Origin of the sequence: Sulfitobacter sp. M85 (genome assembly GCF_029285915.1) — a bacterium.
GTDB lineage: Bacteria > Pseudomonadota > Alphaproteobacteria > Rhodobacterales > Rhodobacteraceae > Sulfitobacter > Sulfitobacter faviae.
Map to the genome: position 1 here is coordinate 413,350 of NZ_JABECQ010000001.1, position 16,586 is coordinate 429,935.

Annotated in this window: 16 protein-coding genes; 10 read left to right on the forward strand and 6 right to left on the reverse strand. The window is 62.3% G+C overall.

Annotated features, from left to right (window positions below):
* Positions 1-2 precede the first annotated feature (2 nt).
* Positions 3-1,508 (forward strand): heme biosynthesis HemY N-terminal domain-containing protein, encoded by a 1,506-nt coding sequence (locus HKX24_RS02100; RefSeq protein WP_276153772.1) that lies wholly within the window; start codon positions 3-5, stop codon positions 1,506-1,508.
* Here the strand turns inward: HKX24_RS02100 and HKX24_RS02105 are convergent.
* The 5 genes from HKX24_RS02105 to HKX24_RS02125 all read right to left on the reverse strand — a co-directional run bounded on the left by HKX24_RS02105 (position 1,498) and on the right by HKX24_RS02125 (position 6,468).
* Positions 1,498-1,947 carry a GNAT family N-acetyltransferase gene (locus HKX24_RS02105; protein WP_271692702.1) on the reverse strand — a complete coding sequence of 150 codons (450 nt, stop codon included), beginning with the start codon at positions 1,945-1,947 and terminating at the stop codon, positions 1,498-1,500. The genes HKX24_RS02100 and HKX24_RS02105 overlap by 11 nt on opposite strands.
* Before the next feature lie 44 nt (positions 1,948-1,991).
* Positions 1,992-2,837, reverse strand: coding sequence for a carboxylating nicotinate-nucleotide diphosphorylase (nadC, locus tag HKX24_RS02110; RefSeq protein ID WP_271692703.1), 846 nt, complete (start codon positions 2,835-2,837; stop codon positions 1,992-1,994).
* A 2-nt stretch (positions 2,838-2,839) separates the two neighbouring features.
* On the reverse strand, positions 2,840-4,396 hold the full coding sequence (locus HKX24_RS02115) for an L-aspartate oxidase (RefSeq protein ID WP_271692704.1): 1,557 nt from the start codon (positions 4,394-4,396) through the stop codon (positions 2,840-2,842).
* An 11-nt stretch (positions 4,397-4,407) separates the two neighbouring features.
* The gene (gene nadA, locus HKX24_RS02120; RefSeq protein ID WP_271692705.1) at positions 4,408-5,460 is read right to left on the reverse strand and encodes a quinolinate synthase NadA; all 1,053 of its coding nucleotides are present in this window, start codon (positions 5,458-5,460) and stop codon (positions 4,408-4,410) included.
* 135 nt (positions 5,461-5,595) lie between these two features.
* Complete coding sequence (locus HKX24_RS02125) at positions 5,596-6,468, reverse strand: MurR/RpiR family transcriptional regulator (protein WP_271692706.1); 873 nt, start codon at positions 6,466-6,468, stop codon at positions 5,596-5,598.
* 120 nt (positions 6,469-6,588) lie between these two features.
* Between HKX24_RS02125 and HKX24_RS02130 the strand changes: the two genes are divergently transcribed.
* The 7 genes from HKX24_RS02130 to HKX24_RS02160 are packed head-to-tail and all read left to right on the forward strand — an operon-like array spanning position 6,589 to position 14,279.
* Entirely contained in the window at positions 6,589-7,356 is a 768-nt protein-coding gene (locus HKX24_RS02130; protein ID WP_271692707.1) for an N-formylglutamate amidohydrolase, read from the forward strand.
* On the forward strand, positions 7,353-7,919 hold the full coding sequence (locus tag HKX24_RS02135; RefSeq protein WP_067268278.1) for a TRAP transporter small permease subunit: 567 nt from the start codon (positions 7,353-7,355) through the stop codon (positions 7,917-7,919). The genes HKX24_RS02130 and HKX24_RS02135 overlap by 4 nt, the downstream gene beginning before the upstream one ends.
* Positions 7,919-9,244 (forward strand): TRAP transporter large permease subunit, encoded by a 1,326-nt coding sequence (locus tag HKX24_RS02140; RefSeq protein ID WP_271692708.1) that lies wholly within the window; start codon positions 7,919-7,921, stop codon positions 9,242-9,244. The genes HKX24_RS02135 and HKX24_RS02140 overlap by 1 nt, the downstream gene beginning before the upstream one ends.
* 48 nt (positions 9,245-9,292) lie before the next feature.
* Positions 9,293-10,330: a TRAP transporter substrate-binding protein gene (locus HKX24_RS02145; RefSeq protein WP_271692709.1), complete on the forward strand. Its 1,038-nt coding sequence runs from the start codon at positions 9,293-9,295 to the stop codon at positions 10,328-10,330.
* A gap of 59 nt (positions 10,331-10,389) precedes the next feature.
* A complete protein-coding gene (locus tag HKX24_RS02150) occupies positions 10,390-11,754 on the forward strand; it encodes a glutamine synthetase family protein (protein WP_276153773.1) in 1,365 nt (454 codons plus the stop codon).
* A gap of 2 nt (positions 11,755-11,756) precedes the next feature.
* Positions 11,757-13,130, forward strand: a complete 1,374-nt coding sequence (locus tag HKX24_RS02155) for an aldehyde dehydrogenase family protein (RefSeq protein WP_271692711.1) — start codon at positions 11,757-11,759, stop codon at positions 13,128-13,130.
* A gap of 3 nt (positions 13,131-13,133) precedes the next feature.
* On the forward strand, positions 13,134-14,279 hold the full coding sequence (locus HKX24_RS02160; protein WP_271692712.1) for an iron-containing alcohol dehydrogenase: 1,146 nt from the start codon (positions 13,134-13,136) through the stop codon (positions 14,277-14,279).
* A gap of 58 nt (positions 14,280-14,337) precedes the next feature.
* Here the strand turns inward: HKX24_RS02160 and HKX24_RS02165 are convergent, their stop codons facing one another.
* Entirely contained in the window at positions 14,338-14,808 is a 471-nt protein-coding gene (locus tag HKX24_RS02165; protein ID WP_271692713.1) for a c-type cytochrome, read from the reverse strand.
* A gap of 195 nt (positions 14,809-15,003) precedes the next feature.
* Between HKX24_RS02165 and idi the strand changes: the two genes are divergently transcribed.
* Together idi and hemF are read left to right on the forward strand one after the other, a co-directional pair.
* Positions 15,004-15,534, forward strand: coding sequence for an isopentenyl-diphosphate Delta-isomerase (gene idi / locus HKX24_RS02170; protein ID WP_271692714.1), 531 nt, complete (start codon positions 15,004-15,006; stop codon positions 15,532-15,534).
* Positions 15,535-15,552: 18 nt separating this feature from the next.
* A complete protein-coding gene (gene hemF / locus HKX24_RS02175) occupies positions 15,553-16,434 on the forward strand; it encodes an oxygen-dependent coproporphyrinogen oxidase (RefSeq protein WP_271692715.1) in 882 nt (293 codons plus the stop codon).
* Positions 16,435-16,586: the final 152 nt, after the last annotated feature.

A 16,586-nucleotide genomic window follows, 5' to 3' on the forward strand; every position in this document is an offset into this window, starting at 1 on the left:
AAATGCTCTGGTCTCTTATTAAAATCGTTCTTTTCGTCGTGCTGGTCGCCGCTCTGGCTTGGGGCGCGGGTTTCCTGTTGGAAAGCGAAGGCGGCATTCAGCTGACCGTGGCGGGCACGGAATTTACCCTTGGGCCGCTGCAATCGGTGATCGCCGTTTTGCTGCTGATGCTTGCGGTTTGGGTGTTGCTCAAGATCGTGTCGCTGCTCTCGGCAGTCTGGCATTTCCTGAATGGCGATGAGACGGCGCTGTCGCGCTACTTTGACCGCAACCGCGAGCGTAAGGGCTATGAGGCGCTGTCGGACGGGTTGATGGCGCTGGCCAGCGGCGAGGGACAGGTCGCGATGGCCAAGGCGGCCAAGGCCGACCGCTATCTCAAACGCCCGGCACTGACCAATCTGCTGACCGCGCAGGCGGCGGAGCTGGCGGGGGACCGTCGCAAGGCCGAACGGACCTATCGCAAGCTGGTCGAAGACGAAAAGACCCGTTTCGTCGGCGTGCGCGGTATCATGAAGCAGAAGCTGGCTGATGGAGATACCGAAACGGCGCTGAAACTGGCCGAGAAAGCCTTCGCGCTGAAGCCGAAACATGAGGAAACCGGCGACACGCTCCTGAAGTTGCAGGCCGAGAAACATGATTGGACCGGTGCGCGTGGCACTCTGCAGGCCAAGTATAAAAACGGCCATCTGCCGCGCGATGTGCACAAGCGCCGCGACGCGGTTCTGGCGCTTTCCGAGGCGCGCGAGGTCATCGACGAGGGCAACAGTGTCGAAGCCCGTGAGGCCGCGATCGAAGCCAACCGCCTGTCGCCTGATCTGGTGCCCGCCGCGGTGATGGCTGCGCGCAGCTATATCGCGCAGGACAAGCCGCGCAATGCTTCCAAAGTGCTGCAAAAAGCGTGGAGCGTGCAGCCGCACCCCGATCTTGCCGCCGCCTTTGCCGAGATTCAGCCGGATGAGACACCGCCCCAGCGGATCAAACGGTTCCGCGCGCTGACCAAATCTCAGCCCGACCACCCCGAGACCAAGATGTTGCTGGCTGAATTGCACATCGCCAACGAAGACTTCCCCGAAGCGCGCCGGGCGCTTGGCAATCTGGTTGAGACCGATCCTTCGGCCCGGTCCGTCACCCTGATGGCGGCGATCGAGCGGGGCGAGGGCGCGCCGGACACCGTGGTCAAAGGCTGGCTGACACGCGCGCTGAACGTCTCACGCGGGCCGCAGTGGACTTGCGAGAACTGCCACCACATCCATGCCGAATGGGTGCCGATCTGCGAGAACTGCAAGAGCTTCGACACGCTGGAATGGAAGACGCCGCCGCTGTCGGAGGTGGCCATGCCGAGCGGTGTTCAGATGCTGCCGCTGATCGTGGGCGCGCCGGAAACGACCCCAACAGAAGGGGCATTGACCACGCGGACGGAGGATATCGAAGAAGCGGAACTGGTGACCGAACCGGAAAAGCCGACCGATCCCGAGACGCCCAAGAAAGCGCCGGACCCTACAGCTTGATGTCGTAGGTGACCCAGTTGGTCCGGGTGGCCAGCCTGTCATAAACACCACGGCCGCGGTAGTTATCCTCGGCCGTGATCCAGCGCACGAGGCTCCAGCCGCGCTTCTGGGCGATCTTTTTCACCTCTCCGATCAGCGCATCGGCAGCCCCGCTGCCGCGGGCTTCGGGGGCCACGAAAAGATCGTCGAGGAAACAGCCTGTCGCGGCGGCGAGCGGGCGGGCAAAATGGCGAAAATGCGTGAGGCCGATCACCCGGCCTTCGCCGTCTTCGCAGACCAGCCCTTCTACCTCGGTCAGCGGATCATGCAACCAAGACCAGACCCGCGCGCGCATCTCGGGGGTCTGCTCGACTTTATAGAATTCGGCATAGCCTTGATAAAGCCGCTCCCAATCGGCGCGGTCATGGTCTCTCACGGTTCGGATGGTAAGGTCGGACATGGCGGGCTCCCTTCGCTGGCTGCGCGATCTTTGCCCCAGTTGGTTCAGAAATCCAGCCCAAGGTCCAGCGTTGTCGCAGAATGTGTCAGCGCGCCCATAGAGATATAGTGCACCCCCGTCGCCGCGACCTCGGCCAAGCGCGGCAGGGTCATGTTGCCCGAAGCCTCCAGCACGATGCGCCCCTGTGCCATCTCGACCGCCTGCGAGAGCGTCGGCGTACCCATATTATCCAACAGCACCACATCCGCGCCGCCTTCGTCCAAGACCTCTTGAAGCTGCGCCAGCGTGTCGACCTCGATCTCGACCCGGATCATATGCGAGGCATTGGCCTTGACCGCCTGCAACACAGGCCGGATGCCCCCGGCGGCGGCGATGTGGTTGTCCTTGATCAGGATCGCGTCGGAGAGGGAGAAGCGGTGGTTGAACCCACCGCCATGCAGTACCGCCTGTTTCTCGACCATGCGCAGCCCCGGCGTGGTTTTGCGGGTGCAGGTGATCCGGGTCTCGGTCCCCTTCGTCTCGGCCACACAGGCCGCGGTGAGGGTGGCAATGCCCGAGAGCCGCCCGGCAAAGTTCAGCGCCACGCGTTCCGCCGAGAGGATCGCGGCGGCGGAGCCTTCGACCTCCATCAGCGTGTCGCCTTTGGCGATTTTGCTGCCGTCTTCTTTCAGCGTGCGCACCTCAAGCGTAGGGTCGACAAGGTGGAAGGCCAGCCGCGCGATTTGCATGCCAGAGACGACCCCCTCGGCGCGGGCGCGCAGCCGGGCGGTATAGGTCGTGCCCTCGGGGATCACGCTGCGCGTCGTGACGTCACCATAGGTGCCGAGGTCTTCCATCAGCGCGGCGCGGACCAGCGGCTCAAGGATCAGGTCGGGCAGGGCGGTGGTCATCTTCAGGCGTCCTCGGGGTTGGAGCGGCGGGCGGTGGCCTCGGCCAATGTCATGAAGCTGCGGGCGGCTTCGGGGAGCGTTTTGGGATAGTCCGTGCGGCAATGCGCGCCCCGGCTTTCGCGGCGGGCGAGGGCCGCGGCGGCGATCAGGGTTGCGGTGGCGGTCATGTTTTGCAACTGGGCGCAATCGGGCTGCGCCGCTTCGATCTCGGCGATGGCCGTTAAGGCGCGGTGCAAGCCCGCCGCATCCCGCAGCACGCCGACCTCTGCGGTCATGGTTTGGCGCAGACGGGTGACGAGGGTCTCGTTCGGTGTCTCGCCAGCAGATAACTCCGGCAGCTGTACGGCGTCATCGTCGCCCGCCTCGCATTCCTCAAGCATGTCCTGCGCTGCACGGCGGGCAAAGACCAGCGCTTCGAGTAGCCCGTTTGATGCCAAACGGTTCGCGCCGTGCAGCCCGGTCGAAGACGCCTCTCCGCAGACCCAGAGCCCGGCGAGGCTTGAGCGGCCATGCGCATCGGTCGCGACACCGCCCATATGGTAATGCGCCGCGGCGGCGACTGGGATGGGCTGGGTCACCGGATCGATGCCATTGCGCGCGCAGGCGGCTGCGACGGCGGGGTAGTCGGTCAGCACCGCCGCACCCAAGACCGCGCGGGTGTCGAGCATGGGGCGTAGCCCCGCTTGGGTCTGGGCAAAGATGGCGCGGGCCACGACATCGCGCGGGGCAAGCTCGGCAAGGGGGTGAACCGCCTCCATAAAGCGCGCGCCTTCGCGGTTGATCAGATGCGCCCCGGCCCCGCGCAGTGCTTCGGTCGCCAAGGGCGCGGGGTCTTCGCCGCAATCGATGGCGGTGGGGTGAAATTGCACGAATTCCGCATCGGCAATGAGCGCGCCCGCCCGGGCGGCCATGCCGATCACCTGCCCGCGAATGCGGGCCGGGTTGGTGGTCAGCGCATAAAGCCCGCCAGACCCGCCGCCCGCCAGCAAGACCCCCGCGCCGCGCAGCATCACGGGGGCGGAGCCTTCGGGTCGGGCCAGTTCAACCTCGACCCCGGAGACCTTGGTGCCGTCACTTTCCAAACCGCGGGCCAGCACCCCTTCGAGCACCTGGATCGAGGGTGTTTCGCGCACCTTTTCGATCAGCGCGCGCATGATCTCGGCCCCCGCTTGATCGCCTTGCACGCGCACGACGCGGGCAAAGCTATGCGCCGCCTCGCGCGACATGACATAGCCACCATCGGCGCTGCGATCGAAGGCGGTGCCGAAATCGGTCAGGGCGAGGATATGGGCCCGGGCCTCATCCGTTACGGTGGCGGCGACGCGCGGCTCGACCGTGCCCGCCCCGGCTTTGATGGTGTCGAGCGCATGGGCCTCGGGGCTGTCGGCCTGCGCCATCGCGGCGGCCACGCCGCCCTGCGCCCAAGCGGAACTGGCCCCTGACCCCAAAGGATCGGGCGAGATCAGCAAAACTGGGCGCGGCGAAAGACAAAGCGCGGCATAGAGCGCGCCCAGACCGGCCCCAACGATGATGATCCTGCCGGTTGTGATCTGCTCCACGCGCGCGCCCTTCAGAGGCCGAGTTCGCGGGACAGGTCGATCATCCGTTGCACGGCCACCCGCGCCTTGCTGGCAACCTCGGCCTCCACTTCGACGGCGCCGGACATCGTGTGCAGCGACCAGAGCACCTTTTCCAGCGTGATCTTCTTCATGTAAGGGCACATGTTGCAAGGGCCGACGAAATCGACCTCGGGCAATTCATCGGCGATGTTCGACGCCATGGAGCATTCGGTGACCAGCATCGCCTTGGCGGGTTTCTCGCGGTGCACATAGTCAAGGATCCCGCTGGTCGAGCCGGAGAAATCCGCCTCCGCCACCACGTCGGGCGGGCATTCGGGATGCGCGATGATGCGGGTGTCAGGGTTCCACTCGCGGTAATCCGCGATGTCCTTGGCGGTATAGCGTTCGTGCACGATGCAGGCGCCGTCCCACCAGACAATGCGCTTTTGCGGCACCTGTTTGGCGATGTTCTGGGCCAGATATTTGTCCGGCGTCATGATGATTGTGTCGGCCTCAAGCGCAGCCACGATCTGCGCCGCGTTCGACGAGGTGCAGCAGATGTCCGACGCCGCCTTCACCTCCGCCGTGGTGTTGACGTAAGTGACCACCGGCGCGCCGGGATATTGCGCGCGCATCTGTGCGACACCCTCGGCGGTGATGCTTTCGGCCAGTGAACAACCCGCTTCCATGTCGGGGATCAGCACGGTTTTTGCGGGGTTCAGGATTTTCGAGGTCTCGGCCATGAAATGCACGCCGCATTGCACGATGACATCGGCCTCGACCTCGGTCGCCTTGATGGCCAGTTGCAGGCTGTCGCCGACGAAATCCGCGATGCCATGGTAGATGTCGGGCGTCATGTAGTTATGCGCGAGGATGACCGCGTTGCGCTCTTTCTTGAGCTTGTTGATCGCGGCGACATAGGGCGCATGAATGGCCCAATCGGGGGGCGAGACGACACGATCCATCTTGGCGTAGATATCGGCCATTTCAGCCGCCAGCGCTGGCGATGGCGCGAGGTCAAAATGGCGCTCAAGCTCGCTGGGCGAAAAGATTTCATCACGCATGGTCGGTCCCCCTCCGGCCTTGGCGCGTGTCACGGCACCGCGCTGGACACCACACCCGGCGTGCTGGCCATAGACGACTGGCGGGGTTTGGGCAAGCCAATACCCTTTATGACAAGGCGTTGCTTGCTGAGGGCGTTAGGTAAATTTGCGGAACAAACGGGTCTGGTCGAACATGTCTTCCAGCCGTTCGGCGCGGTCCTTTGTATCCTCCCAGTTGATGTCCTGCATGGCCGAAATCACGCTCTCTACCAGCAGCAGCGTGGCCGCCGCGCTGTCCCAAGCTGAGGGCGCGACGATCCGGCTGGAGAAACAGATATCGGCAAGGCTATGCACAGGAGAGCGCCACTGGTCGGTGAAGAGGATGATCTTGGCCCCCCGCGCATGGGCCATTTCCGCCAGCTTCAGCGTGTTGTTCTCATAGCGCCGCACGTCGAAAATGACAAAGACATCGCCTTCGCCCACGTCCAGCAGGTAATGCGGCCAAGCGTTTGATGTAGATTGGATATGTGTCACCCGGGGGCGGATGATCTGGGCGTGGAGGAACAGATATTCGGCCATCACATGGGTGATGCGCCCGCCCACGATATAGAGCGGATGCGCAGTATCGGCGATCATCGCGCAGGCGCGGTCGAAGGTGGCAGGCTCGATCTGGCCCAACGTATGGCGGATGTTGTCGATCACCGCATCGGTGAACCGGTTCAACACATGGCCCGAGGGCGCGCCTTCGGTCCAGTTGTCATGTTTGGCGATGGGGTTCTTGGCCTTGGCCTTTAGCTCTTCGCGCAGCTCGTTCTGAAACTCGGGGTAGCCCTTGAACCCCAGCTTTTGCACCATCCGCGCCACGGTAGGGGTCGAGACATTGGCATCCTTCGCCAGCGCCGTCAGCGGGCCGAGGCCGGAGGCGGGGTAGTTTTCCAGAATCGAATGGGCAAGTTGCCGTTCCGCACGGGTCAGCCGGTCCAACTCTTGCTGGATACGGTCGGAAATGGTCAGCGTCGGTTCAGCCATGGATGCCCCTCTTTTGACGAGTAATAACACAAACTGAATGGCGTTGTAATAAATTTGACATTATTCTGTTGACAGAAGCCCCCCGCCCGAATGAGGTTTGATCTAACTGAGGGGGACAGGGTGTCAGAACAGTCAGATCTTTCGAATGAAGCCGTCGAGGTGATCAACGCCGGGGCCAAGGCCCCGCTGGTATTGGTCTGCGAACATGCGGCGCGTGAGATACCGGCCTGCTACGACGGTCTGGGGCTGGATGCCGCGGCCCGCGAAAGCCATGTGGCTTGGGATCCCGGTGCCTTGGGCGTGGCCCGGGCCATGGCGCAGGATCTGGATGCGGTGCTGGTGGCGGGGCGCGTCTCGCGTCTGGTCTATGACTGCAACCGCCCGCCCGAAGCCCCGGGCGCGATGCCAGCGCAGAGCGAGATTTTCGCGATCCCCGGCAATGCCTCGCTTGATGACGCGGGCCGGGCCGAGCGGGTGGCGCGCTATTACGAGCCCTTCCGCGCGACTTTGGCGGCGACGATCAAACGGGTCGATGCGCCTGCGATCGTCACGGTGCATAGTTTCACGCCGATCTACCATGGCAAACCGCGCAGCGTTGAGATCGGCATTCTGCACGACAGCGACACGCGTCTTGCCGATGCGATGCTCGCGGTGGCGTCGGAGTTCACGGACCTCAATGTCGAGCGCAACGCGCCCTACGGCCCGCAGGACGGGGTGACCCATACGCTGAAAGAACATGGGCTGGCCCATGGTCATCCGCATGTCATGCTAGAGATCCGTAATGACCTCATTACGACCGAAGCAGAACAGCGGCAGATGGCCGAGATGATCAGCAATTGGCTCCGTGCCGCCATGGCTCGGCCCGAGATGGAGGAGGTCAAACCATGAGGTTCATCCGGGGCTATATCCGGGGCATCGACGCGATGAACCGGCGGATCGGGCGGATCATGATGTATGGCATCTTTGTCCTGATGGGGGTGCTGCTGTGGTCCACCGTCAGCAAAGCCTTCTTCGTCCCCTCGCTTTGGACGCTGGAAATGGCGCAGTTCGTCATGGTGGGCTATTACATTCTGGGTGGTCCCTATTCGATCCAACTGGGGTCGAACGTGCGGATGGACCTGCTCTATGGCGATTGGTCGCTGCGCCGCAAAGCGTGGTTTGACCTCTTCACCGTCTTCTTCCTGATCTTCTATCTCTGCGTGCTGCTCTATGGCGCGGTAAGCTCTACCGCCTATTCGCTGGGCTACTGGGGGACCGAGCCGTTCAGCTTTTTCGGTGGCCTGATCACCGGTAGTGAAGAGGTTGGCCATATGGAGCAATCCAGTTCCGCATGGCGTCCCTATCTCTGGCCGATCAAGGTCGTGATGATCGTCGGCATCTTTCTGATGCTGCTGCAATGTCTGTCCGAGCTCGCGAAAGACGTGCTGCGGCTCAAGGGTGAGGCCATCTGATGTCCTATGAAATGATTGCGACATTGATGTTCTCGTCAATGATGCTGATGCTACTGACCGGCCAGCGGGTGTTTGGCGCCATCGGCTTTATCGCCGTGGTTTCGGCGCTGCTGCTCTGGGGTGACAAGGGCGGCTATGACATCGGTTTCGCCGCCGCGATGAAGCTGATGAAATGGTATCCGCTGCTGACGCTGCCGATGTTTATCTTCATGGGCTATGTCCTGAGCGAAAGCCGCATCGCCGATGACCTTTACAAGATGTTCCATGTCTGGATGGGCGGCGTGCGCGGCGGGCTGGCGATTGGCACGATTGGCCTGATGGTGCTGATCTCGGCGATGAATGGGCTCAGCGTGGCGGGCATGGCGATTGGCTCGACCATTGCGCTCCCGGAACTGCTGAAACGTGGCTATGACAAAAGGATGGTTACGGGGGTGATCCAAGCAGGGTCCAGCCTTGGCATCCTCGTGCCGCCTTCGGTGGTGCTGGTGCTTTACGCCATGATCGCGCGGCAGCCGGTGGGGCAGTTGTGGCTTGCAGGGGTCATCCCGGGGTTGATGATGGCAGCGATGTTCATCGCCTATATCGTCATCCGCTGCCGGATGAATCCCGAACTTGGTCCCATACTCTCAGCCGAGGATCGCGACATTCCCCGTGTCGAGAAACTGCGCCTTCTGCGGGCGGGCATCCTGCCGCTGGTGATCTTTGCGGTGATGATGGTGCCTTTCGTCAACGGTTGGACCAGCTTGGTCGAAAGCTCGGCCATCGGGGCTGCGGCGGCGTTCTTTGCTGCCGTTCTCAAGGGCCGCATGACCCGCGAAGTTTTCGAGAACTCCCTGCGCAACACCTTGGGCATCACATGCATGTTCATGTGGATCATCCTCGCCGCCCTCGCCTTTGGCGCGGTCTTTGACGGGCTGGGCGCGGTGAAGGCGATTGAGAGCCTGTTCACCGAGAAGATGAACCTCAGCCCCTGGATGATCCTGATCATGATGCAGCTTAGCTTCATCATCATGGGCACCTTCCTTGATGATACGGCGATGCTGGTGATCGTGGCGCCGCTTTATGTGCCGCTGGTCGGCGCGCTGGGCTTCGACCTGATCTGGTATGGTATCCTTTACACGATCACCACGCAGATCGCCTATATGACACCGCCCTTCGGCTATAACCTCTTTTTGATGCGCGCCATGGCCCCGCCCGAGATTACCCTGCGCGACATCTATGCCTCGATCACGCCCTTCGTGCTGGTGATGGTCCTGGCGCTGATACTGGTCATGGTCTTCCCCGAGATCGCGACATGGCTGCCCGATTACATCTACGACAAATAACAACGAGAGCCGCGCAAAGACGGCCTGATTTCAACAAAGGAGAGAGAGATGACCACACGCAGAAAGTTCCTATCCGGGGCCGCCGTCGCCGCCCCCGCGGCATTGGCCGCGCCGTCCATTGTCCATGCCCAAGCGCCGATTAAATGGCGCATGCAGACCTATGCCGGCGCCGCTCTGGGTGAGCAGGTGACGAAACCCGCCGTCGATTACATCAACACCGCCGCCAACGGCGAGATGGAGATCGAGCTTTTCTACGCCGACCAGATCGTCCCCACCGGTGAGCTTTTCCAAGCCATGCAGCGCGGCACCATCGACATGGTGCACTCGGACGACGATTCCATGGCCTCTCCCACGCCGCTGCAGCAGTTCGGCGGCTATTTCCCCTTTGCCACCAAGCATATCCTCGACGTGCCGGTGCTGTTTAACCAGTACGGTCTGGCCGACATCTGGCGCGATGAATATGCCAAGGTCGGCGTGCAGTGGCTTTCGGCCGCCGGTCAGGACCCCTGCAACTTTAACACCACCAAGGAGATCAAGTCTGTCGACGATCTCGACGGTCTGAAGCTCTACACCTTCCCGACCGCGGGCCGCTTCCTGTCGAAGTTCGGCGTGGTGCCGGTGAACATTCCCTACGAAGACGCCGAAGTGGCCGTGCAGACGGGCGAGCTCGACGGCATGGCATGGTCCGGCATCACCGAAGACTACACCGTCGGCTGGGCGGATGTGACCGACTACTTCCTGACCAACAACATTTCGGGCGCCTGGATCGGCTCTTTCTTCGTGAACCAGCAGCAGTGGGCCGATCTGCCGGATCACCTCAAGCAGTTGGTCATGGCGGGGATCGAAGCAGGCCACACCTACCGCAACCAGTGGTACTGGGGCGGCGAGGCGCGTCTGCGGGCGCAGGGCGACAAGCTCAAGCTCAGCACCGTGCCTGCCGACGAATGGGCCGAGGTTGAAAACGCGGCCAAGGACTTCTGGACAGAGATCGCCGAGGAAGGCGAAGTGCACGCCAAGATCGTGCAGATCTTCCGCGACTATAACGAAGTCATCAACAAAGCCGGTCCGCCCTACACCAACGGCTGAACCGACAACCGGGGGCGCGCTGCCTGCGCCCCCGCCTTACCCCCTGAAGTGGACAGAACATGCCCGGCACACTGACATTCGACGCGCTGAAAAAACTGGTCAAAGAAGGATCCGTCGATACGGTTCTTGCGTGCCTTGTGGATATGCAAGGCCGGTTGATGGGCAAGCGCTTCCATGCCGTCAACTTCGTCGAGACCTCTTATAAAGAAACCCATTGCTGCAACTACCTGCTGGCCACCGACCTTGAGATGGCCACGCCCGAGGGCTTTGCCTCCACCTCGTGGGAGACGGGCTACGGCGACTATGTGATGCAGCCCGACGTCGACACAATTCGCCCGGTGCCGTGGCTCGAGGGCACGGTGATGGTGCTTTGCGACGTGCTGGATCACGACACGCACCAGCCGGTGCCGCATTCCCCGCGCGCCATGCTCAAGAAACAGATCGCGCGGCTGAAGGAACTGGGTTTCGATGCCATGATGGCGACCGAGCTGGAGTTCTTCCTTTTCGAGCAGAGCTTTGACGCGATCCGCAAGGGCGGCTACCGCGACCTCACGCCGATCAGCGGCTATAACGAAGACTACAACATCCTTCAGACCACCAAGGAAGAGAACGTGATGCGCCCGCTGCGCAACCATCTCTTTGCCGCCGGTCTGCCGATTGAGAACTCCAAGGGCGAGGCCGAGGCCGGTCAGGAAGAGCTCAACATCCGCTATTCAGAGGCGCTTGATTGCGCCGATTATCACACGATTGCCAAACATGCGGTCAAGGAGATCGCTTGGCAGCAGGGCCATGCGGCAAGCTTTCTGCCCAAGTGGCATAAGGACCGCGTCGGCTCTTCCAGCCACGTCCATCAGTCGCTGTGGAAAGACGGCGAAGCGGCTTTCTTTGACAGCGAGGGCGCGTTGGGCATGTCCGATCTGATGCGCCACTATATGGCCGGTCTGATCGCCTATGCGCCGGAATATACCTATTTCCTCGCCCCCTATGTGAACAGCTACAAACGCTTCGCCAAAGGCACCTTCGCCCCGACCAAGACCGTCTGGTCCGTCGACAACCGCACCGCCGGTTTCCGCCTCTGCGGGGCAGGGACAAAGGGCGTGCGCGTCGAATGCCGTATTGGCGGATCGGACCTAAACCCTTATCTGGCGCAGACGGTCATGCTGGCTGCCGGAATCAAAGGGATCGAAGACAAGATGGAGCTTGCCCCGCCCACACGCGGCGATGCTTATGGCGAGTCCGACGCTGTCGATATCCCCCAGACCCTGCGGGCAGCAACCGAGACCCTGCGCGGCTCGACGTTCCTGCGCGAGGTCTTGGGCGACGATGTAGTGACCCATTACACCCGCGCGGCGGAATGGGAGCAGGAAGAATATGACCGGGTGGTGACCGATTGGGAAATCGCCCGCGGCTTTGAAAGGGCCTGAGAATGACGACGGTAAAATGTATCTCTCCGATTGACGGTTCGGTCTATGCGGAGCGCGAAACCCTGAGCACGCAGGCAGCGCAGGACGCTGTCGCCCGTGCGCGTAAGGCGCAAAAGGCATGGGCCGCGCGGCCCTTGCAGGAGCGTGTCGATCTGGTGATGGCCGCGCTGAAAGAGATTGAGAATTCCACCGACCGGATGACCGAGGAGCTGGCCCATCAGATGGGCCGCCCGGTGCGTTATGGTGGCGAATTCGGTGGCTTGCAAGAACGCACCAGCCACATGGCCAAGATCGCCGCCGATGCGCTGGCGCCCAAGGTGATCGAGGACAGCGCCGCCTTCAGCCGCAAAATTATGCGTGAGCCGCATGGCGTGGTTTTCGTCGTCGCGCCGTGGAACTACCCCTATATGACCGCGAACAACACCATCGCGCCTGCGCTGATCGCGGGCAATTCGGTGATCCTGAAACATGCCTCGCAGACCATTCTGGTCGGTGAACATCTTGCCGATGCTTACCGCGCTGCGGGCGTGCCGGAGGATGTGTTCCAGAACGTCGTGCTGAGCCATGACACCACTTCGGCGTTGATCGCGGATAACGCCTTTGATTTCGTCAATTTCACCGGCTCCGTCGGCGGCGGTCAGGCGATGGAGCGCGCGGCGGCGGGCACTTTCACCGGCGTCGCGACCGAGTTGGGCGGCAAAGACCCCGCCTATGTCCGGGCCGATGCCAATCTCGACGCGGCTGTCGACGGCGTGATGGACGGGGCGATGTTCAACGCGGGCCAGTGCTGCTGTGGGATCGAGCGGATCTATGTGCACGAAAGCCTCTATGACGCTTTCGTTGAGAAGGCCGTGGCATGGGTGAATAACCTCAACCTCGGCAATCCACTGGATCAGGCCACGACGCTTGGCCCGATGGCCAACGTGCGTTTCGCCAATGAGGTCCGCGCGCAGATTGATGAGGCCGTGGCGGCAGGTGCCAAGGCGCACATCGATAGAATGCCCGCCGACGATGGCGGTGCCTATCTGACGCCGCAGGTGCTCACCGATGTGACCCATGAGATGCGCGTCATGCGTGACGAAAGCTTCGGCCCCGTGGTCGGCATCATGCCGGTCAAGGACGATGAAGAAGCCATTGCGTTGATGAACGACAGCCAATTCGGTCTGACCGCCGCGATCTTTACCGCCGATGCCGATGCCGCCGAGGCCATCGGCCAGCGGTTGGAAACCGGCACCGTCTTCATGAACCGTGCCGACTATCTGGACCCGGCGCTGTGCTGGACCGGCTGCAAGCAAACCGGGCGCGGCGCGGGCCTGTCTGAACTGGGCTATCACGCGCTGACACGCCCCAAATCCTACCACCTCAAGAAAGCCTGAGACATGTCCCTGACTGCCAATTGGTCTTACCCCACCGCCATCCGCTTCGGCGCGGGCCGGATTAAAGAGATTGCCGAGGCCTGCGCCGCTGCGGGCATCAAGAAGCCGCTGCTGGTCACCGACAAAGGGCTGGCCTATCTGCCCATCACCCAGTCCACACTCGACCTGATGGAGGCCGAAGGTCTGGGCCGCGCGATGTTTTCGGACGTTGACCCGAACCCGACCGAGATGAACGCCGAGGCGGGCATCAAGGTCTATCGCGACGGCGGCCATGACGGTGTGATCGCCTTTGGCGGTGGCTCCGGTCTCGATCTGGGCAAGGTCATCGCCTTCATGGCGGGCCAAACCCGCCCCCTGTGGGATTTCGAGGATATCGGCGATTGGTGGACCCGCGCCGACGCGGATGGCATCGCGCCCATCGTGGCCGTGCCGACGACCGCCGGCACAGGCTCGGAAGTGGGCCGCGCCAGCGTCATCACCAATTCCCAGACCCATGAGAAGAAGATCATCTTCCACCCCAAGATGCTCCCCGCCGTCGTGATCTGCGACCCGGAACTGACCGTCGGCATGCCGCCGATGATCACTGCAGGCACGGGGATGGACGCGTTCGCCCATTGTCTGGAAGCCTTCTGCTCGCCGCATTACCACCCGATGAGCCAAGGCATGGCGCTGGAAGGGATGCGTCTGGTCAAGGAATACCTGCCCCGCGCCTATGCCGATGGCAGTGATCTTGAGGCGCGCGGCCATATGATGTCCGCCGCCGCCATGGGCGCTACGGCGTTCCAAAAGGGTCTGGGCGCCATCCATGCCATCAGCCACCCGATCGGCGCGGTGCATCACACGCATCACGGCACCACCAACGCGGTGGTCATGCAGCCGGTGCTGCGCATGAACCGCCCCGCGATTGAGGAGCGTCTGGCCAAAGCGGCGGCCTATCTCGATATCGTCGGCGGTTTTGACGGGTTCTATGATTTCGTCGGCAAGCTGAACGAAGAGTTGAACATCCCCGCCGATCTGACCGCCCTTGGCGTCACCGACCCGGATATCGACGCGCTGGTGGCCTCGGCCCTGCAAGACCCGAGCTGCGGCGGCAACCCGATTGAACTGACCAAAGAGAACGTCACGCAATTGCTGCGCGACTGCTTTTGATCCGAAACAAAAAGGGGGGCCAGATGGCCCCCCTTTCACATTGCGCTGAGCGCGCGGTTTATTCAGTCGCTTCGGCGGCGTCCCCGGCCTCGGCCACTTCCGGCCCGACGGACACCAGATAGGCCCAAACGTCTTTCGCGTCTTCTTCGTCTCTCAGACGATAAGACATTTTCGACTTGGCCCGTTTCGTGTCAAGATACTCGGCCAGAAACCCCTTGGGATCGGCGACGTAGCCTGTGAAACTCTCTTCGTCCCATGTCAGCCCGGCCTCGCCCGCAGCCACGATGGAATCGCCATAGCGGTAGTCTTCGACGGAACCCGCCACGCGGTTGTAGATCCCATAAAGGTTCGGCCCCGTACGGCCCCCTTTTTGGATATCGTTGCCCTCATCATCCGAGATCATGTGGCAGCTTTTGCATTTACGAAAGACCTTTTCCCCGGCTTCGGCGTCACCGGAGGCATGGCTTTCCGCCCAAAGGGGGGTGGCCCCGAGGCAGATGGCGAAGATCGACGCGATACGCATGTTCATTGTGAGTTCCTTTGTCAGTCTGACTTGAAACTAGCGTTTGGGGCGAAGGGGTAAAGGATGTTCACTGCGCCAAAAGGTAGCACGGGCGCAGGGCGGACCGGTTAGCGGTTGAGACTAGGGAGAAATCCCCCGATAACTGCCGGTGAATTTCTTCTGCGCCGAGGGTGAGATGAACACAATGGTAAGCCGCATCTGATGGAGATCATGGTCCCCGCCTGGGTCGACGGCACCCTGCAACCGGTCGAAAAGCTCGCCGCGCATGAACGCGGTTTGCGGCATATGGCGGTTTCCGTTTTCGTCATCTCCAACGGCAAGCTGCTGATGCAGCAGCGCGCGCTTGGCAAATATCACACCCCCGGTCTCTGGGCGAACACCTGCTGCACACACCCGCATTGGGGCGAGCCGCCCGAGGACTGCGCCGCGCGGCGTTTGGACGAAGAGTTGGGGATCACCGGGCTGGCCTTGCAGCACCGGGGCCGGGTCGAATACCGCGCCGATGTCGGCGGCGGGCTGATCGAACATGAGGTGGTCGAGGTCTATCTCGCCCATGCCGCGCCGGATCTGACGATCATGGAAAACCCTGACGAAGTGATGGCGACGCGCTGGATCACCCTTGGCGATCTACATGCCGACCTCGCGCAGCACCCCGATGCATATACGCCTTGGCTGCGGATTTACATGGCCGAACACGAAGGTCTGATCCTTGGCGGCGGGGCGATGGAATAACAGAAAGGCGGGCCAGAGATGACCGACGACATGCAAGACCAAAAGACACGCGCGGCGGATTGGTTCCGCAAGCTTCGCGATGACATCGTTCAGGCGTTCCACGACATCGAAGCGCGTCATGTGGGCGAGGAAGAGGCCGGGCGTTTCGTGGTCAGCAACACCACCCGCACTGCCCCCGATGGATCGGACGCCGGTGGCGGTGAAATGTCGGTGATGCGCGGGGGCCGTGTGTTCGAGAAGGTGGGCGTGAATATCTCCACCGTCTACGGCGAGTTGGGCGAGCGGGCGCAGGCCGCCATGGCCGCGCGCAGGGGGCTGCCCGGCATGGCCGAAGATCCGCGTTTCTGGGCCTCGGGCATCAGTCTGGTCGCGCATATGCAAAACCCACATGTGCCTGCGGTGCATATGAACACCCGCATGTTCTGGACCCCGCATGCATGGTGGTTCGGCGGCGGCGCGGATCTGAACCCTTGCATCGAGTATGACGAGGACACCGACCATTTCCATGCCGAGATGAAGGCCGCCTGCGACCCGCATGGGGCCACGCTCTATGATGAGTTGAAGGCTTGGGCGGATGAGTATTTCTACATCCCCCATCGCAAACGCGCGCGGGGTGTGGGGGGCATCTTTTACGATGACCGCAACAGCGGCGACTGGGAGGCGGATTTTGCGCTGACGCAGGATGTGGGTCGCGCGTTCCTGCCCGCCTATGTGCCCGTGGTCGACAAACGGCGCGAGATGCCGTGGGACATGGACGACAAGGACGTGCAGCTGCGCCACCGGGGGATCTATGCCGAGTATAACCTTGTCTACGACCGGGGGACGAAGTTTGGTCTGGAGACGGGGCATGATCCGGATGCTGTGCTGATGAGCCTGCCGCCGATGGCGAAGTGGGTTTGAGCTAACCACCCCGGCCCGGAATCAAGCCGCAGGCGCCGGGCCATCGCCTGCCCGCCCGGACGGGTAGGCGATTTGGTGATGCTGGGCGTGACCTCGCGAGCGCACATCATGCTTGCCCCATAAAGTGGCTTTGACAGCCTTCGGTACGCCAA

Excerpts from the sequence above, each read along its gene's own strand:
- HKX24_RS02100 (WP_276153772.1), top strand. The coding sequence starts at position 3 with ATGCTCTGGTCTCTTATTAAAATCGTTCTTTTCGTCGTGCTGGTCGCC.
- HKX24_RS02105 (WP_271692702.1), bottom strand. The coding sequence starts at position 1,947 with ATGTCCGACCTTACCATCCGAACCGTGAGAGACCATGACCGCGCCGAT.
- nadC (WP_271692703.1), bottom strand. The coding sequence starts at position 2,837 with ATGACCACCGCCCTGCCCGACCTGATCCTTGAGCCGCTGGTCCGCGCC.
- nadA (WP_271692705.1), bottom strand. The coding sequence starts at position 5,460 with ATGCGTGATGAAATCTTTTCGCCCAGCGAGCTTGAGCGCCATTTTGAC.
- HKX24_RS02125 (WP_271692706.1), bottom strand. The coding sequence starts at position 6,468 with ATGGCTGAACCGACGCTGACCATTTCCGACCGTATCCAGCAAGAGTTG.
- HKX24_RS02135 (WP_067268278.1), top strand. The coding sequence starts at position 7,353 with ATGAGGTTCATCCGGGGCTATATCCGGGGCATCGACGCGATGAACCGG.
- HKX24_RS02140 (WP_271692708.1), top strand. The coding sequence starts at position 7,919 with ATGTCCTATGAAATGATTGCGACATTGATGTTCTCGTCAATGATGCTG.
- HKX24_RS02145 (WP_271692709.1), top strand. The coding sequence starts at position 9,293 with ATGACCACACGCAGAAAGTTCCTATCCGGGGCCGCCGTCGCCGCCCCC.
- HKX24_RS02150 (WP_276153773.1), top strand. The coding sequence starts at position 10,390 with ATGCCCGGCACACTGACATTCGACGCGCTGAAAAAACTGGTCAAAGAA.
- HKX24_RS02155 (WP_271692711.1), top strand. The coding sequence starts at position 11,757 with ATGACGACGGTAAAATGTATCTCTCCGATTGACGGTTCGGTCTATGCG.
- HKX24_RS02160 (WP_271692712.1), top strand. The coding sequence starts at position 13,134 with ATGTCCCTGACTGCCAATTGGTCTTACCCCACCGCCATCCGCTTCGGC.
- HKX24_RS02165 (WP_271692713.1), bottom strand. The coding sequence starts at position 14,808 with ATGAACATGCGTATCGCGTCGATCTTCGCCATCTGCCTCGGGGCCACC.
- idi (WP_271692714.1), top strand. The coding sequence starts at position 15,004 with ATGGAGATCATGGTCCCCGCCTGGGTCGACGGCACCCTGCAACCGGTC.
- hemF (WP_271692715.1), top strand. The coding sequence starts at position 15,553 with ATGACCGACGACATGCAAGACCAAAAGACACGCGCGGCGGATTGGTTC.